At 56.7% G+C, this 25,066-nt stretch carries 17 protein-coding genes; 9 read left to right on the top strand and 8 right to left on the bottom strand.

Annotated elements, in window-relative coordinates; genetic code table 11:
• The first annotated feature begins 127 nt into the window (after positions 1-127).
• Entirely contained in the window at positions 128-1,720 is a 1,593-nt protein-coding gene (locus tag ACO2Q8_RS06490) for a Na+/H+ antiporter (RefSeq protein WP_423343968.1), read from the top strand.
• A gap of 150 nt (positions 1,721-1,870) precedes the next feature.
• Entirely contained in the window at positions 1,871-2,377 is a 507-nt protein-coding gene (locus tag ACO2Q8_RS06495) for a GNAT family N-acetyltransferase (protein WP_423343969.1), read from the top strand.
• A 103-nt stretch (positions 2,378-2,480) separates the two neighbouring features.
• Here the strand turns inward: ACO2Q8_RS06495 and ACO2Q8_RS06500 are convergent, their stop codons facing one another.
• The 3 genes from ACO2Q8_RS06500 to ACO2Q8_RS06510 form a co-directional block, all read right to left on the bottom strand.
• Positions 2,481-4,961: a hypothetical protein gene (locus ACO2Q8_RS06500; protein WP_423343970.1), complete on the bottom strand. Its 2,481-nt coding sequence runs from the start codon at positions 4,959-4,961 to the stop codon at positions 2,481-2,483.
• 64 nt (positions 4,962-5,025) lie between these two features.
• Positions 5,026-6,708 carry a RagB/SusD family nutrient uptake outer membrane protein gene (locus ACO2Q8_RS06505; protein WP_423343971.1) on the bottom strand — a complete coding sequence of 561 codons (1,683 nt, stop codon included), beginning with the start codon at positions 6,706-6,708 and terminating at the stop codon, positions 5,026-5,028.
• Positions 6,709-6,856: 148 nt separating this feature from the next.
• The gene (locus tag ACO2Q8_RS06510) at positions 6,857-9,880 is read right to left on the bottom strand and encodes a SusC/RagA family TonB-linked outer membrane protein (protein ID WP_423343972.1); all 3,024 of its coding nucleotides are present in this window, start codon (positions 9,878-9,880) and stop codon (positions 6,857-6,859) included.
• 174 nt (positions 9,881-10,054) lie between these two features.
• Between ACO2Q8_RS06510 and ACO2Q8_RS06515 the strand changes: the two genes are divergently transcribed.
• Positions 10,055-11,389, top strand: coding sequence for a hypothetical protein (locus ACO2Q8_RS06515; RefSeq protein WP_423344143.1), 1,335 nt, complete (start codon positions 10,055-10,057; stop codon positions 11,387-11,389).
• Positions 11,390-11,403: 14 nt separating this feature from the next.
• Here the strand turns inward: ACO2Q8_RS06515 and ACO2Q8_RS06520 are convergent, their stop codons facing one another.
• From ACO2Q8_RS06520 to ACO2Q8_RS06530, 3 genes are read right to left on the bottom strand one after another with little or no spacing between them, the layout of a single operon-like run.
• Positions 11,404-12,504 carry a mevalonate kinase family protein gene (locus ACO2Q8_RS06520; protein ID WP_423343973.1) on the bottom strand — a complete coding sequence of 367 codons (1,101 nt, stop codon included), beginning with the start codon at positions 12,502-12,504 and terminating at the stop codon, positions 11,404-11,406.
• A gap of 18 nt (positions 12,505-12,522) precedes the next feature.
• Entirely contained in the window at positions 12,523-13,818 is a 1,296-nt protein-coding gene (locus ACO2Q8_RS06525) for a DUF3472 domain-containing protein (RefSeq protein ID WP_423343974.1), read from the bottom strand.
• Positions 13,819-13,824: 6 nt separating this feature from the next.
• Entirely contained in the window at positions 13,825-15,201 is a 1,377-nt protein-coding gene (locus tag ACO2Q8_RS06530) for a Gfo/Idh/MocA family protein (RefSeq protein WP_423343975.1), read from the bottom strand.
• A gap of 337 nt (positions 15,202-15,538) precedes the next feature.
• On the opposite strand from ACO2Q8_RS06530, the gene ACO2Q8_RS06535 reads away from it, so the two are divergent.
• From ACO2Q8_RS06535 to ACO2Q8_RS06545, 3 genes are all read left to right on the top strand, one after another.
• Positions 15,539-16,561 carry a LacI family DNA-binding transcriptional regulator gene (locus tag ACO2Q8_RS06535; RefSeq protein WP_423343976.1) on the top strand — a complete coding sequence of 341 codons (1,023 nt, stop codon included), beginning with the start codon at positions 15,539-15,541 and terminating at the stop codon, positions 16,559-16,561.
• Positions 16,562-16,643: 82 nt separating this feature from the next.
• Positions 16,644-17,177 carry a DUF6265 family protein gene (locus ACO2Q8_RS06540; protein ID WP_423343977.1) on the top strand — a complete coding sequence of 178 codons (534 nt, stop codon included), beginning with the start codon at positions 16,644-16,646 and terminating at the stop codon, positions 17,175-17,177.
• Positions 17,178-17,466: 289 nt separating this feature from the next.
• Entirely contained in the window at positions 17,467-18,600 is a 1,134-nt protein-coding gene (locus ACO2Q8_RS06545) for an MBL fold metallo-hydrolase (RefSeq protein ID WP_423343978.1), read from the top strand.
• Here ACO2Q8_RS06545 and ACO2Q8_RS06550 read toward each other — a convergent pair.
• A complete protein-coding gene (locus ACO2Q8_RS06550) occupies positions 18,597-20,546 on the bottom strand; it encodes a sensor histidine kinase (protein ID WP_423343979.1) in 1,950 nt (649 codons plus the stop codon). The two genes, ACO2Q8_RS06545 and ACO2Q8_RS06550, sit on opposite strands and share 4 nt — an antisense overlap.
• A gap of 181 nt (positions 20,547-20,727) precedes the next feature.
• Positions 20,728-22,077 carry a neutral/alkaline non-lysosomal ceramidase N-terminal domain-containing protein gene (locus ACO2Q8_RS06555; protein WP_423343980.1) on the bottom strand — a complete coding sequence of 450 codons (1,350 nt, stop codon included), beginning with the start codon at positions 22,075-22,077 and terminating at the stop codon, positions 20,728-20,730.
• A 201-nt stretch (positions 22,078-22,278) separates the two neighbouring features.
• Between ACO2Q8_RS06555 and ACO2Q8_RS06560 the strand changes: the two genes are divergently transcribed.
• The 3 genes from ACO2Q8_RS06560 to ACO2Q8_RS06570 all read left to right on the top strand — a co-directional run bounded on the left by ACO2Q8_RS06560 (position 22,279) and on the right by ACO2Q8_RS06570 (position 25,062).
• On the top strand, positions 22,279-23,094 hold the full coding sequence (locus tag ACO2Q8_RS06560) for an MlaE family ABC transporter permease (protein ID WP_423343981.1): 816 nt from the start codon (positions 22,279-22,281) through the stop codon (positions 23,092-23,094).
• A gap of 3 nt (positions 23,095-23,097) precedes the next feature.
• Positions 23,098-23,874 (top strand): ABC transporter ATP-binding protein, encoded by a 777-nt coding sequence (locus tag ACO2Q8_RS06565; protein WP_423343982.1) that lies wholly within the window; start codon positions 23,098-23,100, stop codon positions 23,872-23,874.
• Positions 23,875-24,018: 144 nt separating this feature from the next.
• Positions 24,019-25,062 carry an MlaD family protein gene (locus ACO2Q8_RS06570; protein ID WP_423343983.1) on the top strand — a complete coding sequence of 348 codons (1,044 nt, stop codon included), beginning with the start codon at positions 24,019-24,021 and terminating at the stop codon, positions 25,060-25,062.
• Positions 25,063-25,066: the final 4 nt, after the last annotated feature.

Raw genomic sequence — 25,066 nt, forward strand, 5'->3', positions numbered from 1 at the left:
ATAAATATTTTTTTCGCAGCCGGAAGACCGCCGACAATCCCCCGCCGAATTTGGAAGATAAGCAGCCCCGAAGTAATTTGTTGCCTTCGATAAACGAGCTTCCTGGCTTTGTTTTAAACCCATCAACATGCGTGAAGACGTTTTGCTGGGGCTAACCCTGCTGCTGGGGATGGCCATGCTGGCGACGCTGGCCCACCGCCTGCGAATTCCAACCCCGATTTTTCTGGTTCTTGGAGGCATCCTGATCAGCCTGATTCCGGGTGTACCCCGGCTGGAAATCGAACCGGACCTGATTTTTCTGGTTTTCCTGCCTCCTTTGCTCTACGAAGCGGCCTGGTTTGCGTCCTGGCGGGAACTCTGGCGCTGGCGACGCATCGTGCTGGTGATGGCCTTCGGGCTGGTCGTGCTGACGGCCACGGCGGTGGCGTATACCTCCAATGCACTGATTCCCGGTTTTACGCTGGCGCTCGGTTTTTTGCTGGGCGGCATCATTTCTCCGCCGGATGCGGTGGCGGCTACGTCGGTGCTGAAAGGCGTCAACGCGCCCAAGAGTATGGTCAATATTCTGGAAGGCGAAAGCCTGATCAACGATGCGTCCAGCCTGATTGTGTTCCGGTTTGCGCTGGCGAGCGTGGTGTCGGGCACGTTTGTCTGGCAGGATGCGGCCGTAAACTTCGTGCTGGTTTCCATCATGGGCGCCGTAGTGGGGCTGGCGGTGGCCGGGGTGTTTTACGTCATTCACCGCTGGTTGCATCTCCAGCCGCGCATCAGCATCCTGCTGACTTTTCTGGCTCCGTACATCATGTACCTGACCGCCGAGGAGTTTCATTATTCGGGCGTGATTGCCGTCGTGAGCGGGGGGCTCTTTTTGTCGAATCGGAGCCACCGGCTGCTCAATCATACCGAGCGGGTGCAGGGGCTGGCGATGTGGGGAACCGTCATTTTTATCGTCAACGGATTGGTGTTTGTCTTGATCGGGCTAGAATTGCCGGTCGTGCTGGAGGGCATGGACGGCCATTCGCTGCCCGAGGCCATTGGCTACGGCCTGGCCATCTCGGTCCTGATCATCGTGGTTCGACTGGCATTTGCCCTGTTTTCGGGTGTATTTACCGGATTTATCGGGCGGTATATTCCCGTGGCCGTTCGGCGAGTGAATTGGCGGGGGCCGTTTGTCGTGGGCTGGGCGGGGTTGCGCGGGGTCGTTTCGCTGGCGGCTGCCTTGTCTATTCCGCTGAATCTGCCATCGGGCGAGCCGTTTCCGCAACGGCCCCTGATTTTGTTTATGACGTTTGTCGTGATCATGGTGACGCTGGTGTTGCAGGGCCTGACCTTGCCGCTGGTGATCCGGTGGGTACGGCCCGAAGAGCCGATTGAACGGCTGCCGGAAGAGCGTCAGGAAGCCACCATAAACCGACAGTTGAAGGAAGTCGCGTTGCAGGAACTAACCCGGCACTACGCGCATCATTTGCCGACCAACGACTTATTGGCCAATTTAAAGAACCAGTTGGAAACCGGTTTACGGCTGAACCAGATTGTTTCTTCTGACCGCGACGGGCCGCTGCTCACCAACTACAACGAAGCCCTGACGCGCCTGCACCAGGTCAAACGCCGGGAACTGGAGCGCCTGCGGAGAAAAGAAGAATTTGACGAGGAAGTCATCCGAAAGATCGAAGCGCAACTGGATTTGGAAGAAGAAAAAAGCGACCACTCGATTCGATAGGCAGTATTCAGTTAAAGATAGTTTATGGTTTAGAGTTTATTGTCTATGGTTTATGGTTTTGAGTTAAGCTGTTAATCATCAGTGGATTGACGTTGTCTATAAACGATAGATCATAAACAATAAACTAAAAACAGTCAACCACCAATTTTCGTGAAATTTACGATTCGCAACGACCGGCCTGAGGATTTCCTGGGCGTAGTCCGGGAAGTGGGGCAGTGGCTGGCCGATACTGGCCGCGAACTGTGGGCGATCGATACGCTCACCCCCGAGAATTTATTCGATGAGTTCACCACCGGAAATGGCTACGTGGTGTACGCCCGGCACCCGGACGGACGCGAGGAACCGGCCGGAGCTTTCATTCTTCAGTGGAAAGACCCGCTTTTTTTTGGCGACGTACCGGACAACACGGCCGGTTTTATCCACAAACTGGCGATCCGGCGGGCGTTTGCCGGACAGAATCTGTTTGCGCGGATGCTGGATTTCTGCCGCGCCGAATGCCTGAAGCGCGGCATTCATGAAATTCAACTGGAAACCGACGGCACCCGCCCGGCCCTCATGCAGTTTTACGAACGCAACGGTTTTGAGCCTACGCACCGCCGGGAGGTGAGCGAGTTCGGGCAGACGTTTCTGTGTCAGTACTACGTCATGCGGTTTTGATTTAGTTGTTGCACAGCGTTTATCAGGGTTGATCAGAGGAAATCAGAGAAAACCCCTGATAAACTCTGATTCCCTCTGATAAACTCTGTGTAATAACTAAATCCTACCGATACCGCAGCCAAGCCGTCGCCGTGCAGGCCTTGTCGGTTTTGAACCGAATCCAGCGGGCCTGAAACGCTTTCGGGAACGCAAACGGAACGGTTTTTCCCGGTGCCACCGTAACGGTTTTGTACGGCATCCAGACGCCCGTACCCACCGGGTCCGCTTCGATCGTAAATGTAACCGGTTCCTTGGCTTTGTGGGAAAGTTCCAGATTCCGCTGGTCGTAAAAACCGATCAGGTAGGGGTCAGACGTTTCATTCGCGTTGACGGACGTGTTTTTCCAGGGACCGCCGTGGCCGGTGGGTTTGCCCAGCTTCCAGAGATCGTCGATGGCCCCGGCCCAAATGGCGGCTTTCTGGTCGTCCGAGACGATGATGTGCTCGTTTTTGGCGGCCTGTTGCAGATCAATCCCCGTCATGACGAGCAGGCCCCGGTACGACGCGTAGTCGTTGATCCGCAGGTTGTGCGAGGCTACGGGCCGGATTTTGGCGTAGCCGTCGGCGTTTTCAGCCGGAAGTTCGTAGAATGTGCCGTGGCAGTTAAACAGGTCGCGCTCCGTGGCCACTTCCCGACAAATCCGCAAGGCACCCTGCTTCGTGAGGTCTGAATAGGCCGCGTTGCCCAGCGGTAACCGCCAGCGTCGGCCCTTGTCGTCGACCACGAGCACGCTCGACTCCTCAATCGTCACGGCCTGCTGCGGAATCGCGAATTTCTCGTTGATGAACGACTGCGTTTGCGCGTCGTCTTTTCGCACCAGCTTCATGTCGCCGTCCAACTCGTAATAGCCCACACTCGACGCGTTTCCGCCCTGGTACCGCAACGCACTCAGGCCAAGCGCCCGGCGGTTTTTCCCCAGGCCGTACAGCAAACCGCCCGTCGTGCTGGCGGTGGTTACGGGGCTCAATCCAGCAAAAACCGGGTTGAACGTGGTGCCGCGCGGGTCGTTGGCCGAATACGAAAAATGGACGGATAAGCGGCTGGCCTGGTCTGGTTTGACCCGAATCCACTCGCCGGGCGCGTCGGCGGCAAACGTGACTTGGGCGGCCCCCCGCGCGCCGACGGTTTCGGTGCGCAGCGTGGTCCAGGTGCCGTTGCCAGTTTTGTCGACTTCAAACGTCAGCAAAACCGGTTGATCGCCGTGGTTCTGCACCCAGGCCGAGCGGTTGGCCCAGCCCGCAAACAAAAACGGTTCAGACGTTTGGTTCCCGCTAACGGCTTCGTTCAGCCAGACGGCCCCTTCGGCGGTGTTCGGCCCCAACTGATCGGGTAGGTTCAGGGAAGTAAACCAGAGGTTCGAGTTCGACTGCCCCGGTCCTTCGATATTGCCCTTGGCTTTTCGTTTGTTCAGAAACTCCTTCTGGGCCGAATCGTCGCAGCCAAAAACCAACTGGTCGTTCCAGCGGGTGTAGTCGCCGATCACTTTCAGGTAAGCCGAGCGGGGCCGGATTCCGGCGGTGCTGGCAGCGGTAAAATCGCCCGGAAACCGCCAGAACAGGCCGTGCATCGTCATGAGGTAGTCGGGTTGGTTGTCGGTGCCGACGTCCCGGATGCGGGGCCACTCGGTGTTCCAGCCGTGGGCACCGTCGTAGCTGTGGCTGGCCTTTGGGAGCCGGAAAAACCGCCAGCCAGCGGTTTTGTCACGAACGCCCAGCAACACGGATTTGTGGTCCCAGCCCGTCGCCCAGAGCGGGTCGGTGTCCGGGTTTGGGTTGCCGTAAAGACCACCCGGCCCGGTTACTTCCACGAACTGATTCCGCCGAACTACCGTCCAGTCTTTCCCATTCCACTCGGCCAGCGCGCCCGCTTCGATGTCGAACTGTTCGAGCGCTTTCGGCCCCGGTTCGCCGTTGTTGGAATACACCATGACGCCCTGCCCCGAATACAGCCCTTTGCCGTGCGCGCCGGGCAGCAGCGCGCCCTGGTGGTTGTTCGATTCGTCCGATTCTTTTTTGTGTTTTACGTTGCCGTCTTCGTACAATTGATTCGGTGTCAGGCTATTGACATCCACTTCGTAAAAGCCTTCTTCCATCGTTCCGTAGTAAATCTTGTTTTTCGGATCGGTCAGATGGCGGGCGTTTCCGGTATGGCGTCCTGGCATGGTTTTGTACGGCAACACGCGGACGTTGGCTTTGCTGTCGATGGCGTAAGGACCGATGAAAAGTTGGTTGCTTTCCGGGTGAATCAGGCGGTTGGCGGGCGTGCCGCCGACGCTTTCGGGCCGCACGATCTGCTTCAAATCCGGCGTGATTTCGTACAGTTTATCCGACGAACCGAAGGGCAGGTGCGGGCCGTACGTCACCACCCAGAGCCTTCCGGCCCAGGGCACCACCGCGCCGGTGCCGCACTCGCCTTCGTTGTTGTACATCGCCAGGTGCGGGTAAATGCCGCTGAAAGAAGGTTTTCCCTTCGTTTGAGCCAGTGACAACGGGCTCGAAACCGTCAGCCACCCCAGGAGGAAGGCCGGAAATAGGTATTTTTTCATCAAAACAGGATTATTACACAACTTGAGCAAATCATACGGTTGGAAACCGTCGGCGGGTGGGACATCAATAGCCCGGATTTTGGGTCAGGTTCGGGTTGACGCGCCGTTCGAGCGCCGGAATGGGCCAGAGGTACTGGCGGTTTTTGTCGAACGTCCGCTGCGCGACCACTTTCACGTCGGAGCCGAAGCTCGTGTAATCGGCAATGCCGTCGTCGTCGAGGGGTGTGACGCCGGGGAACGGCCACTTGGCCCGGTTTTGAACCGCCGGATCGGGCAGACCGATCACGGGTCGTGTCAGGGCTTTTTCGGCTAACTTCCACCGGATCAGGTCCATATACCGAAGCCCTTCCCGGCTAAATTCTACCCGCCGTTCGCGCCGGACAATCCGCCGGAGGTCGGCCGCGTTGGTGGTGGTCACCGCCGGATACGCCGACGTTTGGGTGACCGAAACCCCGTAGGCCCGGGCACGTACTTGGTTGATGGCGTTCAGCACGCTGGCGTCGATCTCGCCGAGTTCAATTTTCGCTTCAGCGTAGGTCAGCAGTATTTCGGCGTAGCGGAACAGAATGGCGTCGGCGTCTTCGCTGCGTTTGTCGGCCCAGGACTGGTCGATGCCTTTTTTCCAGAGAAAACCGGTAAAGCTGGCAAAAGCTGCGACGGCCCGGGTGTCGAGGTTCGAAACGCGCCGGTTTTCCTTCGAGCTAAAAACCGTCAGCGAATCCGGGTGCGGCTGGTAGCTGTAGCCGAGCCACTGCGTTCCAAACTCCACGATGCTGGCAGTCAGGCGCGGGTCGCGGTTTTTGAAAGGCGCTCTCGGATCGTACAGGGGCGATTCGTCAATCGGTTTGCCGTCGGTGCATTCGTAGGCATCCACCATTTCACGGGTCGGAATCTGGGCACCAAAGCCGCCCGTCACCCTAGGGAGCTGGTCCTGTACGTTGGTGCCCGAGGTGAACACCTTTTGCGCTTCGTCGCGGGGAATACTGAGGATGATTTCGGGACTAGTTTCTCCGGCTTTCAGAAAAAGCTGGCTGTAGCTGGGGTGCAGCGTATAGGTTCCCGCGCCCGAAAACTGCATAATCGCCTGGGTGGCTTCTTTGGCGAGCGCCCAGTTGCCGGTATACAGGGCCGTACGTGCTTTGACGGCCAGGGCGGCCCCTTTCGTCAGGCGCTTGACGGCCGAAGCCGGGTACGACTGCGGCAGATTGGCGATGGCAAAGTCGAGTTCCTCGAAAATAAACTTGAGTACGTCGGCCTGCGGGGTGCGCGCAACGCCATAGGATTCCTCCAGCGTGAGCGGTTTGGTCATCAGCGGCACATCGCCAAAGTGCGTAATCAGCCGCGAATATTCATACGCCCGAATCAGTCGCATTTCGGCTTCTAGTTGCGTCATAATTGCCGGGGACGTGTTGGCAGCCGCCCGGTCTTTGCTCGCCAGAAAGGTGTTAGCGCGGGCGATGGCTTTGTAACAAACCGTCCAGAAAGCTTGTGCAGTGGCGTCTTCGGCGTTCATGGTGCCAAACGTCACGGCATTGCCCAGTTGGCCCCGGTGCCAGTAGTTGTCGGTAAACTGTTCGTTGTCGTTGCCCCAGAAATCGAGCCGGTACAGGTCATTGACGGCCAGTTCGAGTTCGGTCTGGTTCGAATAAAACGTGGCCGTCGACGGCTCCGAAAGCGGATTCAGATCCAGGTTATTACAGGTCGAAAAGCCGGTGGTCAGCAGGAAAAGTATGGCGAGTTTTTTCATGGTTGTCAGTGAGATAGAGGGATTCCCGTATACAGTATTCCGTTTTCGGTGTTCGCTATTCGCTATTCAATATTCGTTATTATAATTCTTCATCATCGCTAGCGAGTATTACTCTTGAATAGCGAAAACCATATACTGCAAACCGGTTCTAGAATCGCAGCGTCAGGCCGCCCATCAGGGTGGTGACAATCGGGTAGGACGAACCGCCCACTTCCGGGTCCCAGTAGCGAGGGAAGCGGTGAATGGCAAACACGTCGTTGGCTGAAACATACACCCGCGTCGATTGCAGCCCGACCCGCTGGAGCAAATTGCTCTTCAGCGTGTAGCCGAGCGTGATGTTTTTGACCCGGAAATACGCCCCGCTGATGAGCCAGAAATCTGACATTTCGTAGTTGGCGCTCAGCGACCGCGTCGACAGGCGCGGATACCGGGCCTGAAGGTTCTGGTCGGCGGTGTTGGTTTTGCTCCAGAACTGCCCGACCATTTCCTGCGGCACATTCCCGAAAGCTTCGGCAAACGGGCGAACAATGTCGTCGGGCAGTCGGCTGAGTTTCTTGCCCACGCCCTGCACCACCAGCCCCAGATCAAAACCGTTGTAATCGACACGGAGCGTGCTGCCGTACTGGTAGCGGGGCAACGAACCGCCCAGCAGCATCTTGTCGTCGGGTGTAATTTTGCCGTCGTTGTTGAGGTCCACGTAGCGCACGTCGCCCGCCGTGACGTTGGTGTTCAGCCGGGGCGAGTTGGTGGCTTCGTCCTGCGTCTGGTACAGCCCCGCCGAGCGATAGCCGAACCATTCGTTGTATTCGCTGCCTTTAAACGTGGACTGGCTGCCCAGAATCTGCGTTCCTTTCAAATCCACAATCTTCGACTTGGCATCCGAGAGATTGAAGGCAATCGAGTAGTTGACCTTGCCAACGCGGTCGCGCCAGCTCGACTCCAGCTCCCAGCCTTTCACGTCCAGAATTCCGGCGTTCTGCTGCGGGCGTTCGTAACCCAGGTACAGCGGAATGTCGAGCGCGAGCAGAATGTCGTAAGTACGTTTGTGGTAATAATCCGCCGTGACCGTGAGCCGGTTTTTCAGGAAAGCCGCGTCCAGACCGGCGTCCAGCGTCCGGGTGGTTTCCCAGGAAATATTCTGAACGGCATAATCGACCTGCCCACCGCCGTTGAGCGGCACCACGACGCCATTCTGGTAAAACAGCGCATTGCTGAAGCTGATGGTGGCCTGATACGGGTAATTGCCGATGCGTTCGTTGCCCACCACGCCGTACGAACCGCGCAGTTTCAGGAACGAAATCCAGGAATTGTTCCGCAAAAAATTCTCTTCCGACACCGTCCACCCGGCCGACACCGAGGGAAACAACGCATCGCGGTACTGGCTGCTGAAGCGCGACGACTGGTCGTAGCGGAGGTTGCCCTGGAGGTAATATTTGTTCTTGTAATCGTATTTCACCCGCCCGAAAACCGACCGTAGGGCTACTTCGCTGGCATTGCCCGCATTATCGCGCAATTCCTGCGAACCGGCGTTGAGGTACGGAAAATCCGTCAGGGCAAAACCGCTGCGCGAGGCCGTCAGCGATTCGCCCCGGTTATAGATTTCCTCGTAACCGCCCAGCACGTCGATGTTGTGGCCGCCCGCAAAATCCCGGTTGTAGTTCGCCAGCAACTGCCCCGTTACGGCCAGTCCTTCGTTCCGGCCTTCGGTAAGCGTCGTGCGGGCCTGGTTGCTGAACGAACTCGGCGTGCCATCGGGATTGGTGAAGGCAATCCGCTTGGAGAACGTTTTGGTTTTGTCCAGGTCGATCGTGGGCGAAATCAGCGCCGTTAGTGTCAGACCGGACATGGGTTTGAAGTTGAACGCCAGCCGACCCAGCAATTGGTTGTAAGCGCCCCGGGACGTACCGCCTTCATTCAGTTGCGCAATCGGATTGCGGCCATCTTTCGCCAGGGCGTACCGGCCGTCCGAATAAAAATCGTCGTAAATCGCGGGCATCACCCGGGCTTCGTAAATTGGGTTGATCACCGGGGCCAGCGTGTTCGTGCGTTTGTAAGCCACGTCCAGGTTCACGCCCAGTTTGGTGTTGATTTGCAGGTCGTTATTAACCCGGAAGAGCAGCCGTTCGTAGGAGTAATTGGTGTAAAACGCATCCTGCTTCGTGTAGCCGAGCGACGCTTTGGTCTTGATTTTACCCGTTCCCATCGTGAAAACCAGGTCGTGCCGGACGCGGGGCGCGTAGGTTTTGGTCATAACGGTTTTCTGCCAGTCGGTGTTGGCAAACGGAAACCGGTCGGGCGTTTCGCGGTTGTACTTCGCAAAATTATCGATGTAATCCTGGGCATACGGCCCGGTCGAGGAACCGTCGTTGGTGGCCTGCTCGTTGAACAGCCGCATGTACTCGGGGGCGCTCACGTAGACGGGCAGGGCCGTGGCTTTCTGCACGCCGTATTCGGCGGTGTATTCCAGGCTGCTGACGCCTTCTTTGGCCCGTTTCGTGGTGACGAGCACCACCCCGGCGGCCCCGCGCGACCCGTAGATGGCGGCCGAAGCGGCATCTTTCAGCACGGTAATGTTCTCCACGTCGTTCGGATTCACGTTGTCGATGTTGCTCACCGGCACACCGTCCAGAATGATCAGCGGGCTGTTGGTGCCGAGCGTCGTGATGCCCCGAATCAGGATGCTCGAACTGGCCCCCGGCGCTCCACTGCTGCGGGTCACCGACACGCCCGCGATGCTGCCCTGCAAGGCATCCGAAACCTGGACGGTTTGTCGCCCGCCCACGTCCCGGGCCTCAATGGTCGACAGGGCGCCGGTCAGATCTTTCTTTTTCTGCGTACCGTAGCCCACCACCACCACTTCTTCCAGCGAGTTGTCGCCGGGTTTCAGGCTGATGTTCAAAACCGCCTGATCGGTGAGCGTGACTTCCTGGCTCTGGTAGCCGACAAACGAGTAGATCAGCACCACCGGACCGGCGTCGGGGACGGAGAGCCGGTATTGTCCGTCGGCGTCGGTCACGGTGCCGCGGGTGGTTCCTTTCACGACAATACTGACGCCCGGCAGGTCTTTTTCCTGCTCGTCGGTCACTTTGCCGCTGACCTGACGGCTTTGAGCCAGCAGGGCCGTCCATCCGTACAAAAACAGTCCGAGACTGAGTAGAAATTTTTGTCGCATAATTTTCCGATATTTATTGGTCAGTGCCGGTTTGGGCCGGAGTGGGTTTGAGAAAAGTTGGAGTTCACAAAGGTAAAGTTGTATTATCTGTTGATGGGAGAAGAAGCCCTGCCCATTTGGCTGACCAAAATTATGGACAAGCAAACGTTCTGAATGAGAATAGATTAGCCCGTGATGGTTACCGAAAATGGACAAGGAAAAGCGGAGTTTTACCTCGATCTGGAGCGTTGCTGCCAGCGGGTGAGCGAGGTCTATGGGAACCCCGACTGGATGGCGTGGACCAACAGCGACTACATCCGGCTGAGCCGCATTCTGTTTCGGCAGACCAACGTGCAGATCAGCCCGAACACGCTGAAACGGATTTTCGGCAAGATCAAAACCGATTCGCGTTATTACCCGCAGAAAGCCACGCGCGACGCGCTGGCGAGTTACGTCGGCTACCCGGACTGGGAGCGGTTTGTGCAGGCGCAGAAAACCGTTGAGGTGCCAATCGAAAAGAAAGTAGCCATGTCCGTGCGGCCACCTTTGCCGGTTTTGGTGGAAAATCGCCCGGAACCCTCAAGGACTGGCCGGAAAGGGCGGTTTTGGGCGTCGGCCGGTCTGGCGCTGGGGGTGATGGCGCTGGTGGTCTGGCTCCGGCAAACCGTCGAACCGGCCGGGCCCGTGCAGTTGATTTGCCGGAATCCACTGGGCGAAAATCCGCATTCGGCGGTTTTTAGCATACAACGCCCCAACCCAAATTCGTCCGAATCAGCGGTTTACGTGATTCAGTATGGCGACGGAAAACGGGAGCGCATCGACCCGGCCGACAGCCTGCACACGCACTATTACGAGCGGCCGGGGCGCTACTTTGCCATTCTTCAGCGCGACGGCAGAAATCTGGACACAGCGACGGTGTATTTGCGGACCAAAGGCTGGACGGCTACGGCGGATATGCGGCACGACACAACGCGGGTGTATCCGGTGGCGGTGGAGAACCTATTCGTCAACGGACGCTGGAGCGTTAGCCCCGTCGAACTGGCTCGGGCGGGGATCGATACGAACCGGACGTTTTTTGTGCATTTCATCAACAGCCAGCCAACCACCATCGACGGCGATAATTTTGAGCTGACGGCCCGCATAAAAACCTCGCCCGACCGCGCGGGCGTCCGGTGTTCGCAGGTTGGCCTGACGGTTTGGGGGGAATCGTCGGAACACCGTTTCGATGTCATGAAGCCCGGTTGCGTACACTGGATTGAACTGCAAACCTCGGAGCAGTGGAAGCGCGGCCAACGGGATGACCTGAGTTTTCTGGGTGCCGATCTGCGGGCGGGCGGAACCCTGAGGCTGGCCGTGATCGACCGGCGAGTCCGGATTTTTATCAACAACAAACCGGTTTACGAAACCCGATACACCCAACCGCTTCGGCGGATCTACGGCGTTCGGATTCAGTTTGCCGGGGTCGGAACGGTCGAATCGTTCGCCTTAAAGGACCGGAAAACCGGGGCGGTTTTTAACGGGAATTTTTGATCGGCCGCCCGGTTTCAGTCCTCAACCGGAAGGGTATGGGGCAAAACCGAAACGCCCTGGTCGACGTGGACGATGTAGGCTTTACCGCCCGCCCGCTCGATGGCTTCGGCCACGGCTTCCGGGTTTTCGGGTGCGTAGGCAAACATGCAGCCGCCCCCGCCCGAGCCGTTGATTTTGCCGCCGTAAGCTCCGGCCCGGAGTGCTTCGTCGATCATGCGGTCAATTTTGGGTGTCGAAACCCGCTTGGCGTTCTGCAGGCTGGTTTGGTGGATCGTCAGCAAAGCGCCCAATCGATGGTGGTCAATCGTTCCTGTTCGGAACATCGCCAGCGCTTCCCGCAGCACGTCGCGGTCGGAGAGGTTGCCTTTCAGCAAGGCCATTTCGTCCGGCGTCAGGATGGAACGGTATTCGTCGGCTGCTCCCAGTGGATGAGTGGTGAGCGAAAAACCGGGATCGTATCGCCGGATTTTCTCCATCGCGCCCAACATCCCGAATTTAACGTGCCGCAACACGCCAATGGTATCTTTCGGCTGGCGGGAATCGCCCAGCACAAACGTGCCCAGTTGAGACGGAAACGACTCGAGGTGAAGGACCGGTTTCGATTCGAGGTAAATCACACCTCCGACCGCCGTGGCGTAATGGTCCATCATGCCGCCGGGTTCGCCAAATTCCAGAATTTCCGCCGTATACGCCAGTTCGGCCAGCCGCCTGGGGGACAACGACTGCGGCTGGTTGGCGAACTGGTTGAGAATGGCCAACCAGGTGATCAGCAGGGCCGAGGAACTGGACGTGCCCGAATTGATGGGAATAGTTCCCCGGACTTCGCCCTGAATCCCGTTCGAAAACTGGAAGCCTTCCCGCAGCAATACGTTGATCGCCGAGCGGAAATAATCCCGGTCGTGCTGGTAAGGCAGGGGAAGCGTCCGGAGCGAAAACCGTTCTTCGGCGTCGATGTCGGGCAGCGACAACTGAACCTCCGGTTGAGACATCGGCTCGGCGGTTATGCGAATGCGTCGGGAGATGGCCGCGGCAATCACCGGCAATCCCAGGTAATCCTGGTGTTCCCCAAACAGGCAAATGCGGCCGGGCGTGGAAATCGAAAGGGGTATAGGCATTGTTACGTCCATCACAAATTAAGGTAATTGGGAAAAATTAACCGACGGCGCTTTGCGGAGCGGTTGTCGGGTAAACGTGGCGTTGAGCGGAACGGCGTCGTCGAAGAAGCCGCAGTTCTTCAGAAAAAACCGGTTGGAGGGCAGCAACCCGCCCGCGTAATCCTGCCGAAAAGCGGCCCGGGCTGTGGCATCGCCCGTAAACCGAGCCGTCAGCACTTCCTGCCAGACGCCGTCTTTGGTGCAAACCCACTGATTTCCAAAGGCGACCTGCCGCGCAATGTTACCAGTATTCGGAATAAAGTTTTCCAGAAAAGAATGGAATGACTTCAAATAGGTCGTGGTTTTGGGCCGCTTGAAGCTGGCGATAAGCTTCCATTGCTGGTTTTCGGCATCCGAAAAATACGCCGTGTAAGTGGTGTAACCGCCGTCGGTCGGTTGGCCCCGGAGCAAAAACCGGTACGTCCGGCCTGCTTGCCAGTTGTAGCGCAAGTAGCTTTGCCCGCCCGAGCCTTCGTTGCCGAAGTCGTTGGTCGTGACGCCCGCGCCTTTTTTCGCCAGCAAAATTTTCTGGTCGTCCGGGATGTCCTTCGGGTTATCGGTTTTGAACGGACTCCAGACCGAAAACAGAACCCGGCGCTCGGTCGGCGAATTGACCTGTATCCCGAAATAGCCTTCGGCAAACCCGTTCGCCATGAAGTAGGAGCCGATCACGTCGCTGCCTTCGGGAACCGTGATTTCGTTGTAAAACCACTCGGTATCCGAATTTTCAGGAGTGGTATACTTCAGGTGAACAGACGGGCCACGGCGTCCCCAGTAAAAGAAATTGCCTTCGTTGGTCCGCACAAAAACCGTCTTTTCATCCATCGCGTTGCCACTGATGCCCAACTCACGCAACTGCCCGAAAGCCGGGCCGGTTTTGCTTAGTCCCTGAACGTCAATCCGGACGTAACCCGGTTTCTGAACCGCCCACTCGCCGAGAAAATACTCCTTTTCCGCACTTCCGCTGGCCGAAAACTGGACCGGTTTTCCCAAAACCGTTACGCGGAGGTTGCTTTCGCCCTCCGGGACGCTCAGGACCGCCGACAGTTTCAACTTTCCGGCGCGGGCAAACCGCACGTAGGCCGAAACAACGGCTTCCGGCTGCGTCCAGTCAGTGAGGCCGTTGTTGGTGATGTTGGGGGATTGGTCAAGGGAGGTTGTCACCCAGGCGTTGCCGCCCAGCGGAACCGACAAGCGATTTGCGTCGTGCGAATCGCTTGTCGGCGTAAACAGCCAGGTACTAGCCAGGAAAAGGATGAAGGATAGGATAGTCATTCGGTCTTAATAAATTTCGTTCAGGCCGAAAATGGGCTTGTTGGTTTTCCATTTTCCCCGCGTGAAGTCGGGAATGTCAACGGGTTTGCTACCCTGCGCGATGGATTGTTCGGATAGCGGGCTGATGGCGCTCCAGGCGGCCGCGTCGTACACGTCGATCGGCGGAGCCACCTGCGCTTTGATGGATTCGATAAATGCCCGCAACACGAAGAAGTCGATGCCGCCGTGGCCGCCACTCTGGGCGGTTTTGCCGTGCTGTTTCCAGAGCGGGTGGTCGTACTTCTCCTGATACGATTGGAATGGTTCCCACTGGTGCGGTTTGGGGCTCACGCCTTCGAGGTAAATCGTTTTGCCGTCGTCCATCCAGATGCCCTGCGTTCCCTGCGCCCGGAAGCCGAGCGAATAGGGCCGGGGCGAGTTGGTGTCGTGCATAATCACGATGTTTTCGCCGTTGGCGCACTGCACCATCGTTGTGACGACATCGCCGAGTTTGAAATTGACTTTGGCGTTCGGGTGATCTTTACCGCCTTTATCAACAACATATTTGTGCAAACCGCGCGCTTGGGTGGCCATCGACGTCAGCCGGACAAACTGGTTTCCCCGGTTGATGTTGAGCCAGTGCGCTACCGGGCCAAGGCCGTGCGTGGGGTACAGATCGCCGTTGCGATCGACAGAGTGCTGCGTCCGCCAGCGGGCTTCCGAATAGCCTTTTGCCCCAAATTCGGCCCCGATACCGCTGATCGATTTACCGTCGTTGAACTTGATATTGCGCAAATCGTGCTGATACCCGCAGTGGGCGTAGAGCATTTCGCCGAACATGCCCTGCCGAATCATATTCAAAACCGCCAGCACGTCGCGCCGGTAGCAGACGTTTTCCAGGATCATGCAATGCGAGCCGGTTTTCTCAAATGTATTGACCAGATCCCAGGATTCTTTGAGCGTCACGGTGGCCGAGACTTCGACGCCCGCGTATTTCCCGGCTTTCATCGTGGCAACAGCCATCGGAACGTGCCATTCCCAGGGCGTGGCAATCACGACGCCGTCGATGTCGTCGCGCTTGAGCATGTTCAGAAAATCTTCGCTACCTTTCGTATAGGCCACCGGTGCTTTTTTGCCGCTTTTTTCGATGAGAGCGTTGGTGCGGCTGATGGCATCCGGGTCCGGGTCGCAAATGGCCGTAATGACCACATCATCGCGGAGCAACGCCTGATGGACGTGGGTGCGGCCGCGGGATCCGACCCCGATGAAGGCCAGCCGGACCTGCGACAAAGCGGTCGGCTGGGGGGCGGCTGTGGCCGGTTCGAACAAGGACGGAATCAGCGGGACGGCCGCCGTACTGAGGGCGGCCGTGCGCAGAAAGTTTCGGCGGGATGAAGTCTGCATGGGAACGGTTTACGGGTTGGAGTCGCGTTAGAAGAGACGGTTAGACAACAGAGAAAAGACAGGAGACGAACGTTCTACGTTTTAGGCAACGAGTCGCTTGTCGAGTGTCTTTCCTCCTTTGTCTGATTTTAAAAATGAAATTTGGGTTAGTTGGGTGCCGAAAATTGGAGAAAAACCAGCTGCGAATCAATCCAGGCCAGACACCATCTGGCTAAATTTGACGATTTCGGAGTGTGCAAACGTTTGTTCTGGCTTGTGCAAACGTTTGTTCTTTACCGAAGAAAATTTTGCAAGAACCGGAAAGGAAAGTACATTGTAAGGCTGATTACGACCCGTCATGAAGGATGTCATTACCATTAAGGAGATCGCCCGGAAATTGAACGTGTCGCCGTCGACGGTGTCGCGGGCGTTGCAAAACCATCCGCGCATCAGCCTCCACACTCGTGAGGCCGTGCATGCGCTGGCCGATCAGTTGAAGTATCTGCCCAGCGCAACGGCCCGGAATCTGAAGCGGGGCCGGACAGGTGTCATCGGCATGGTGTTGCCCGAAATCCGCGAGAATTTTTTCTCCGAAGTGATCAATGGCGTCGAAGAACTGGCGTTTGAACATAATGTGACGGTAGCGCTTTACCAGTCGCACGATCAGTTTGAACGCGAAAAACAGATTCTAACGGTGCTGGCTTCCAACCGGGTCGATGGCGTGCTGCTGTCGGTGGCAAAGGAAACCCAGCAGATTCACCACATTCAGGAATTGCTGGACCGGCAGATTCCATTGGTGCTGTTCGACCGGATTCCGCCCAACCTGTCGGCACACCGGGTGGAGTGCAACATGGAAAAGGGCGCTTATGAAGCTACCAAATGGCTGGCCCGGCGCGGACACCAGCTTATCGCGCTACTCAACGGCCCCCACGCGCTCGTGGCAAGTGAAGAACGCTACCGGGGCTACATCACTGCCCTGGTGGAAGAAGGCCTGCCGGTCGAAAACGCACTGATCAAACGGGTGGACCTGACGACCCCGGATGTTTTCCTGAAAATGAACCAACTGCTGTCGGCACCGACCCGGCCGGATGCAGTTTTAGCATTCAACGATTACGTGGCGCTGGATGCCATGCAGGTCTGCCGGAACCACGGGCTGGTCGTCAATCAGGACATTTCGTTCGTCAGTTTTGCTAATCTGCCGCTCACTACTTACCTCGAACACCCGCCGTTAGCCTCGGTCGAACAGCATCCGTACCAAATCGGGTTCATGGCCGCCGACATTCTGCTGAAGGTCATCAACGGCGACACGGCACCCGATGATTTTCAGAAAATTGTGCTGGAACCGGAATTGGTAGTGCGGGCACAAAATACGGTTCTGTAACCGGCCGCTTGCTCAAAAAGGCGGGTCGTTAGGTGGCATGCGTCCAATTTTAGTATCTTGCCGCCCGAAAAAACCTATTCCCATGAACCTATTTTTTCCTTCCCGCTTTGGCGTTCTGCGTCGTTTTGCCGCCCTCTCGCTGGGCGTTCTTGTTAGTGTACTGGTCGGTCTGACCGCTCAGGCCCAATCCAAAACCGGCTCCCTGGCCGACGTCAGCTTCATGGAAGGCCGTTGGCGCGGCACGTTCAACGGCGGGCCGATCGATGCCGCCTGGGCTGCTCCGGAAGGTGACAATCTCGCCGGTTTTATGCGCATGATGAAGGACAACAAGGTGACGATGTACGAGCTGCTCATTTTCGAACAAACCGAGCAGGGGCCGATCGTACTCGTCAAACACTTCAAACCGGGGCTGATCGGTTCCGAAGAAAAAGACGTGTCGGACCGGTATTCGTTCGTCGAAGCGAAAAAGAACCAGGCGTTGTTTGAAAAATCCGACGGCTCGGTTCGGATCATCTACGAAAAGCGGTCGGACAACCAGCTCGTCATCCAGCGCGGCCGCAAAGAAGGCGACAAGTGGGCGTTCGCCGATTTGTTTGTGTTTAATCGGGTGAAGTAGAACCGCCCTTAGTAAAAACGCTCGATCCTCAGAATTTTCTCTTCAACGGCGGGTGGAACGACCCGCCGGTTTTGTAACCTGAAGGGCAGGGCATTCCAATAGCCTTTGCGCACACCAGAGCGATAAGCCTACGGAGCAACCCGGGTTTGTCATACGCAGACACGGGTCAGTATTTTCGGCACGGTTCGAACCAATGAGGCTATGGCCCTTGTTTTTACGGCCCGAGCCGGAACTCCCCGGAAAATCAGGGTGTTTCCAACCGAGCGCCCGACGGGCCGCTCCCTGCCGTATGAAGAAAATCCTGAAAAGAATGGTTCTGGTCATCGTTTCCCTGTTGGGCCTGCTCACCCTGTCCGTTGTTGCTTTTGTAAACTTTAGCCCGCAGTTTGGCGCCACCCCCACCGGTGAGCGGTTGAAGCGGATGCAGGCATCGCCGAATTACAAAGACGGCACGTTTCAGAATCTGGTCCCGACCAGCATCGATATGTCAATGGGCCAGATGATTTCGGCGACCTGGAAAATGCTGACAGGCGTACCGGGCGCTGAGCCAGTCGATACTTTTCAGACCGTGCCGCTGGATGTGAAGCGGTTTGAGGGTGATGGCGGTCCGGAACACGTGGCCGTCAGTTGGTTCGGGCACTCGTCGCTGCTGATTCGGATTCAGGGGAAAACGCTGCTGACCGACCCGGTTTTTGGCGAACGGGCGTCGTTTGCGTCGTTTTCCGGGCCAAAGCGGTTTCCGTACGACCATTATATGAACGTGGACGAACTGCCGCACGTCGATGCCGTCGTCATGTCGCACGATCATTACGACCACCTGGACTACGAAACGTTTACGAAGCTGAAAGGCAAGGTCAGCCGGTTTTTTGTGCCGCTCGGTGTGGGCGTGCACCTCGAAAAATGGGGCATCGCGCCGGAGCAGATTACCGAACTCGACTGGCACGAATCGGCCAAACTGGGCAATCTGACCTTGATTTGTGCCCCCGCCCGGCACTTTTCCGGCCGTGGCCTGACCAACCGGAACGGCACGCTCTGGGCGTCGTGGGTGTTGCAGGGAACGCAAAAAAAGGTGTATTACGGGGGCGATACCGGCTACTATCCGGGCCTGAAAACCGTCGGCGAGCAGTACGGCCCGTTCGACCTGGCGATGCTCGAATGCGGGGCCTACAATGAAGCCTGGATCGACATTCACATGCTGCCCGAGCAAACCGCCCAGGCCCAACTCGACGTCAAAGCGAACGTGCTGCTGCCGATTCACTGGGCGAAATTCAACCTCGCGCTGCACACCTGGCAGGACCCCATCGAGCGATTGGTGAAGAAATCGGCCGAACTGGGCACGACGATTACCACGCCCCGGATTGGCGAAGTGGTGGTGCTGGACGCTCCGCTGCCCGCCGAACACTGGTGGGAACGTTACCACTAAACCGGCAACCGAACCATCATTTCGGTGTATTGCCCAGCCTCGGTTTCGACCTCAATGGTTCCGCCGTGCCCTTTCGTGATGATGTCGTACGAAAGCGAGAGGCCCAAACCGGTGCCTTCGCCGGTGGGTTTGGTCGTGAAAAACGGCTGGTAAATTTTGTTGATCACCTCCGGTGGGATGCCCATGCCGTTGTCGCGCACCCGCAACTCCACGGCCCCGTCGACCAGCGCGGTGCGGACGGTCACGTTGGGCGAAAACCGGGCATCCTGCCGTTGTTTCTGCTGCACGGCGTAAAAGGCGTTGTTGTACAGATTCAGCAACACACGCCCGATTTCCTGCGGCACTAGGTTCACCTTGCCCACCTTCGGGTCAAATTCGGTCGTCATTTGCGCCTGAAAGTCTTTGGAACGGGCGCGTAAACCGTGGTACGACAGGCGCAGATATTCGTCGGCCAGGGCGTTGAGGTCGGTGGGCTGCTTCTGGCCGGTGCTGGCTCGGCTGTGTTCGAGCATGGCCTTGACGATGGCGTCGGCGCGTTTGCCGTGGTGCGCAATTTTCGCCAGATTCTGGCTGATGTCGGTGGCGATTTCGGCCGCGCCGTTGACGGGCAATCCGGCCATTTCCTCTTTCAGCTCTTCCACCAGCTCGACCGAGACTTCCGAAAAATTATTGACAAAGTTGAGCGGATTCTGAATTTCATGCGCAATTCCGGCCATCAACTCGCCCAGCGAAGCCATTTTTTCGGCTTGGATCAACTGCGTCTGCGTTTGCCGGAGATCAGCGATGGTTTGCTGCAACACCTGTTTCTGTTCTTCCAGTGCCCGGTTGGCGGCCCGTTTCTGCCAGTTACTCCGAACCAGCAAGACCGACGAGAACACAAACAGCCCGAGGCAGCCCGTCAGGCCAAACAACAGCAGTTGCTGGCGTTTGTTTTCTTGTGCCTTAAGTTGCTGATCTTTTTGCAAAAGCTTTACCTCGGCTTCTTTCTGCTTCATGTTCTGTTCGTAAGTCAGCGCAGCCAGCCGCCGGGAGGTCACTTCGGCCGACAGGCTGTCCTTATAAGCTACATACCGCTGGTAATACTGGTAGGCTTTTTCGTAGTCGCCCTGTTTGGCGAAGGTGGTGCTCAAATTCTTGTTGGCATCCCGTTGTTTTTTCTGCTGGCTTAGCTGCCGGATGTCCGGTTGTTTGGGCTGATCGGAATTAATCAGGCTGTTGAGCCATTTGTCGTTGTAATGAACGTCGAACCGAAAATTCGGTACATCCGGTATTTTTACGCTGGTGACGCCGGGAGCCGTAATGTCCAGTTTGGGAGGAGCGGTTTTGAACGAAATGTTCTCGTCGGCCGGAGCAGCCGGTTTTTTTCGGCCTTCGGCTTCCGGTCGACTGCGATCTTCGGCCGGGTGATCGGTCCGGTTTCCCACGATGACTTTCGGATTCCGCAGCCGACGGATAACCACGGCCAGCGGGCTGTAAAACGGGGTCAAAAGCGGAATATGCGGAACATCCCATTTGCGCTGCATCCGACCAATGTTTTGCATCAACCAGGCCGCTTCCAGCGGATCGCTCACCTGTTTGGTCAGTTCGAGGGCTTCCCGAAGCAACTCTTTGCCCCGGGCGGTCTGCTCGTCTTCCAGGTAAAGGCCCGCCAGGTGGCACATCGCCAGCACTTCCCCCTCTTTAAAACCCGCCTGACGGGTAGCCGCGAGCAGGGCATCGGCTTCTTCCTCCGAACCGTCTCCCACAAGCTGTTCGAGCTGACGCTTTAATTGAAGGTTCGGCGACTGATCGGTCCGTTTTTCCGGTTTTTGGGGAACTTCGGGGTCCGGTATATTCACCACAGTCTGCGCCGGGGACGCGGTGATGACCAGCCAGGCCAGAAAAAAGCCAAGCAGCCGAATCGGGACAGAAAACCGACTCCATAACGGAAAGAAAGAGGAAGCCATAGGACTTTGCGTATGGATAAACCGTAACAACAACCGCGTCATGAGCCGCCGTTTGCAGACAAAAACCGGATTGAGCTGCAACGCCCTCTGAACCCAACGGAAGCGTTTTAGCAAGTTATCAAAACCGTGCGAATTTTGGACCAAAGGGCAATTGATCGGTCTTCGTTCGTTAGCTGACCGATTACAGCCGGTCGATCAAACCGTTCATTAATTCGACAAAGTACGCCCCGTTGCCCGGCCCAAACCAGTTCATCGTCTGTATTTCGTAGGATTTTCGGTGGTAATACTGGTCCGGCGTGATGTAACCGACGTAGCCACCGTTGAAACTCGTGACCATCAGGTTCAGGCCTTTTCGGTCGGTTTGTCGTTTCAGCGGAGCTACCAATTCGCCCGAAAAGTCGCAGGGTGTACCGAGCAAGACCGTCTGCCCAATCCGCAGGGCTTTCAGATCGGACGCATAATCGCCATAAACCGCATAAAACAGCCACGGACGCACCCGCCAGCCGTCGAGCACCCGGGCGTGGGGTTCGCGCAGGGCGAGCGGCAGGGTCAGGAGTTCGAGTGTGCTGTCCGGCGCGGTTTTCAGTTGCGGCAAGGCCGGAACAATTCGGGCGGTCAGGCTGTCGGCGTAGGTTCGGATGGTTTTAAAAATGTTCGGATATTCCTGCGCTTTCGCGCCGGTGCTGCCCACCGACCCGGCCATGAAAGCCACAAAACCGCCTGACTTTTTTTCGAGTTGATCGACCAGCACGCCCGGATAATCGCGGCTCAGGTAGTCGGCATCCGACGCCCGGAAAAGCGTGGCATGACCGCCATAGGTGCAAAGAAGCGCCGATTCGCCGGTTTTTTTCCGGAGCTTCAGCAACCGGATGGTACCGTCGACCTGACCGATGTTGTTCATCCGGTTATGGACCAGCTCGGGAGCCGCCACCTGCGTATACCCCACTTCGGTCGGAGCCAGGTGCTGCTGTGCCAGCGTAATCGATTTCAAAATGGCGTTGGTGATGTGATCGACGACGCGCTGGTCGAAGTCGCCCGCGAACAAACCGCCCACCAGACCGGGTGCCCAGCCGCCGAGGCTGTTATGGCTGTGAATAGCGCCCGTGAACACATTCTCCCACCGAAATCCGATTTCCGGCAATCTTTTTTTCAGTTGTTCTGTTACAGTTGGGGGCGTAATCAGCAAATCCAGCGCCACCAGCGCTACTTTGGTGCTGCCGTTGTTCAGGACGATGGTTCGGACGTAGACCGAATCGCTGACGACCGACCAGTGCTTGCCTTTGCGAACACCGTAGCCACCTGTCGAGGTTGTAAATGAGGGCGTTAGATTGACTTTGGCCCAACCGGCCTGCAAAGCGGTTTGGGGGCGGGGCGGTTTCGGAAGGTGCCCAAGCCGTTGCCGGGTCTGGGCGTAAAACTCGGTTTGTTGGTAGGGAGTGTCGCTAACAGGTGCCAGGCTGACGGCCAGGAACAGCAGCACTATCCCGACCAGGCCCAGGAATATTTTTAAGAGGATACGGAGGTATTTCATGATTTTCAACTATCAAATGTAGCAAAATCTAACCTTGTATCCTCAAATTCAGTTTATAGGAAGTCTGTTTACGGTTTATAGTTTTCAGTATACGGGTTTCAGTTGCTCCGCTAGTTGAAAACACGCAGTCAGTAAGCCGTCAACTGAATACCGTATACTGAAAACCGTAAACCAAGTACCCGTATACTGACAATCTGACTAATGCAAGCCAGCACTACTTCGTCAAAATCCGAATCGTCGCCCAAGCCGGTGGTCACCCGGCGGCTCGACCGTATGTTTCTCGCCCTGAGCGATGTGGCTTCCTTTATCGGCCAGTTTTTCAAAGAAGTCTTTGTGCCACCGTACGAAGGAAAGGAAATTCTCCGGCAGTGTTACGAAGTCGGCGTTCGCTCGCTGCCGCTGATTTCGCTGACCGGTTTCATTACGGGCATTGTGTTTACCAACCAGTCGCGGCCCTCGCTGGCGACGTTTGGCGCGACCTCCTGGTTGCCGTCGCTGATTTCGATTGCCCTGGTTCGGGCGCTGGCTCCGCTCGTGACGGCGTTGATTGCGGCCGGTCGGGTCGGTTCCAACATCGGGGCCGAGCTGGGGTCGATGCGCGTAACGGAGCAGATCGAAGCGATGGAGGTTTCGGGCACGAACCCGTTTAAGTTTCTGGTAGTCAGCCGGGTCATTGCCACCACGTTCATGATTCCGACGCTGGCGATGTTCTTCGTCTTTCTGGGCGTGCTGGGGTCGTATGTCAATGTCGCGCAGAACGAAAAAACCAGCTTCATGTCGTTTATCGAGTCCTTTTTCAGTTCCATATCATTCCTTGATATTAATTCGACGGTCATCAAAGCCATCCTGTTCGGTTTTACCATCGGAATTGTCGGTTGTTACAAAGGCTACCATTCGTCGAAGGGAACGGAGGGCGTCGGCAAAGCGGCCAATTCGTCGGTGGTGACATCGATGTTCCTGGTTTTCATCGAAGAACTGTTGTGTCTCCAGGTAATCAACGCTATCCGTGCCGCTTAAGCCATGATGACCAAACACAGGGAAAATGGATCCAAAGAGTCTGTGATCGTCATCCGGGATCTGAAAATTTCGTTCGGCGATCTGCACGTCTTACGGGGCGTCGATCTGGATTTATACCAGGGCGAAAACCTGGTGGTGCTGGGCCGTTCGGGGACAGGAAAGTCGGTTTTGATCAAAATCATTTCCGGTTTGCTCGAACCGGACGAAGGCAGCGTGACGGTGCTGGGGCAGGATGTTCGGGCGTTGAGCAATAAAGAACTGGATGCGCTGCGGCTCAAAATCGGGTTCTCGTTTCAAAGCAGCGCCCTGTACGACAGCATGACCGTGCGCGAAAACCTGGAGTTTCCGCTCATTCGGAACGTGCGGAACCTCAGTCGGGCGGACATCAATAAGGCCGTCGAGGAAGCGCTGGAAGACGTAGGTTTGAGCCAGACCATCAACCAGATGCCATCGGAGTTGTCGGGCGGGCAGCGGAAGCGGATCGGCATCGCCCGGACGTTGATTCTGAAACCGGAAATCATGCTCTACGACGAGCCAACGGCCGGTTTGGATCCCATCACCTCCAACGAAATTAACAACCTGATCAACGAGGTGCAGGAGCGGCACAATACCTCCTCGATTATCATCACGCACGACCTGACCTGCGCCAAAACCGTCGGCGACCGGATTGCCATGTTGCTCGACGGGCGGTTCGAACGGCAGGGGACGTTTGAAGAAGTTTTTGCCGACCCAAACGATGAGCGCGTAAAACAGTTTTATGAGTACAACTTTGTGGAGTAACGCCTTTAGAGTTTACGGTTTATAGTTTACAGTGTTCAGCTCACTATCAGACGCTTATTGTAAACTGTAAACCACAAACCGTAAACCATACACTAATTTCCAAAAAGAAGCCAGGAATTCCTTCCATACCAAACAGGACACACAATGAAAGCAGCAGAAAATAAAAGGGCGATTTCAGTCGGTATCTTTGTGTTTATCGGCATCGCTATTCTGGTAACCGGCATCATGGTGCTGGGGGGCCAGCAGAAGCGGTTTGTCAAAAGCATTCGGGTCAACGCCATCTTTGATAACGTGGGTGGCTTGCAGGCGGGTGCCAACGTCTGGTTTTCCGGGGTGAAAATTGGAACGGTTCGCCGGATTCAGTTTTACGGCAATTCGCAGGTCGAAGTGACGATGAACATTGAAGAATCCGCCCAGCAGTATATCCGCAAAGATGCCCTGGCCGCCCTGAGTACGGACGGGTTGATCGGAAACAAAATTGTGGAAATTGTGGGCGGCAGTATGAAAGCCGAAACCGTCGAGGACGGCGATATTCTGCACTCCAAAGCTTCGCTGAACACCGACGAAATTATGGCGACTCTTCAGGAAAACAACAACAACCTGTTGCGGGTGACGACCGACGCCAAGAAAATTCTGGACGAGGTGCTGAAAGGTAAAGGCGTTGCTGGGGCAGTTTTACGGGATTCGACCGTGGCCAGCCGGTTTAAAAATACGATGGCCAATTTACAGGCGGCTTCGAGCAGCGCGGCCCAGGTGACGAAGTCACTCAACGCGGCTTCGGGCTCGCTGAACCAGTTTGCGGCCAAACTCAATACGAAAGGCACGCTGGCGAACGATCTGGTGTCGGATACGATCATTGTCAGGGATTTGCGCACGTCGACCGCCCGGCTACGCGAAGTGTCGAACACGGCGGTGGAAGCGACCGAGAACGTCAAACGGGCTACCGATCGCCTGAACAGTAACAACAACGCCCTCGGTTCGCTGCTGACCGACGAAACCGTCAACCGGGATATGAAAAGCACGATTCACAACCTGGAAACGAGCAGCCAGAAACTGGACGAAAACCTGGAAGCCCTGCAACACAACTTCCTGTTTCGCGGTTTTTTCCGGCGTCGGGCCAAAGAGCAGGAGAAGCAGAAAAATGCCGCTACGGCCGCTTCCAGCCCGGATACCAACGTGAAGAAGTGACCAA

This window comes from Larkinella sp. VNQ87 (genome assembly GCF_049445795.1).
In the GTDB taxonomy this organism is placed as follows: domain Bacteria; phylum Bacteroidota; class Bacteroidia; order Cytophagales; family Spirosomataceae; genus Larkinella.

Coding starts and splice junctions, on each gene's coding strand:
- ACO2Q8_RS06490 (WP_423343968.1), top strand. CDS start 128: ATGCGTGAAGACGTTTTGCTGGGGCTAACCCTGCTGCTGGGGATGGCC.
- ACO2Q8_RS06500 (WP_423343970.1), bottom strand. CDS start 4,961: ATGAAAAAATACCTATTTCCGGCCTTCCTCCTGGGGTGGCTGACGGTT.
- ACO2Q8_RS06505 (WP_423343971.1), bottom strand. CDS start 6,708: ATGAAAAAACTCGCCATACTTTTCCTGCTGACCACCGGCTTTTCGACC.
- ACO2Q8_RS06510 (WP_423343972.1), bottom strand. CDS start 9,880: ATGCGACAAAAATTTCTACTCAGTCTCGGACTGTTTTTGTACGGATGG.
- ACO2Q8_RS06515 (WP_423344143.1), top strand. CDS start 10,055: ATGGTTACCGAAAATGGACAAGGAAAAGCGGAGTTTTACCTCGATCTG.
- ACO2Q8_RS06520 (WP_423343973.1), bottom strand. CDS start 12,504: ATGCCTATACCCCTTTCGATTTCCACGCCCGGCCGCATTTGCCTGTTT.
- ACO2Q8_RS06525 (WP_423343974.1), bottom strand. CDS start 13,818: ATGACTATCCTATCCTTCATCCTTTTCCTGGCTAGTACCTGGCTGTTT.
- ACO2Q8_RS06530 (WP_423343975.1), bottom strand. CDS start 15,201: ATGCAGACTTCATCCCGCCGAAACTTTCTGCGCACGGCCGCCCTCAGT.
- ACO2Q8_RS06535 (WP_423343976.1), top strand. CDS start 15,539: ATGAAGGATGTCATTACCATTAAGGAGATCGCCCGGAAATTGAACGTG.
- ACO2Q8_RS06540 (WP_423343977.1), top strand. CDS start 16,644: ATGAACCTATTTTTTCCTTCCCGCTTTGGCGTTCTGCGTCGTTTTGCC.
- ACO2Q8_RS06545 (WP_423343978.1), top strand. CDS start 17,467: ATGAAGAAAATCCTGAAAAGAATGGTTCTGGTCATCGTTTCCCTGTTG.
- ACO2Q8_RS06550 (WP_423343979.1), bottom strand. CDS start 20,546: ATGGCTTCCTCTTTCTTTCCGTTATGGAGTCGGTTTTCTGTCCCGATT.
- ACO2Q8_RS06555 (WP_423343980.1), bottom strand. CDS start 22,077: ATGAAATACCTCCGTATCCTCTTAAAAATATTCCTGGGCCTGGTCGGG.
- ACO2Q8_RS06560 (WP_423343981.1), top strand. CDS start 22,279: ATGCAAGCCAGCACTACTTCGTCAAAATCCGAATCGTCGCCCAAGCCG.
- ACO2Q8_RS06565 (WP_423343982.1), top strand. CDS start 23,098: ATGATGACCAAACACAGGGAAAATGGATCCAAAGAGTCTGTGATCGTC.
- ACO2Q8_RS06570 (WP_423343983.1), top strand. CDS start 24,019: ATGAAAGCAGCAGAAAATAAAAGGGCGATTTCAGTCGGTATCTTTGTG.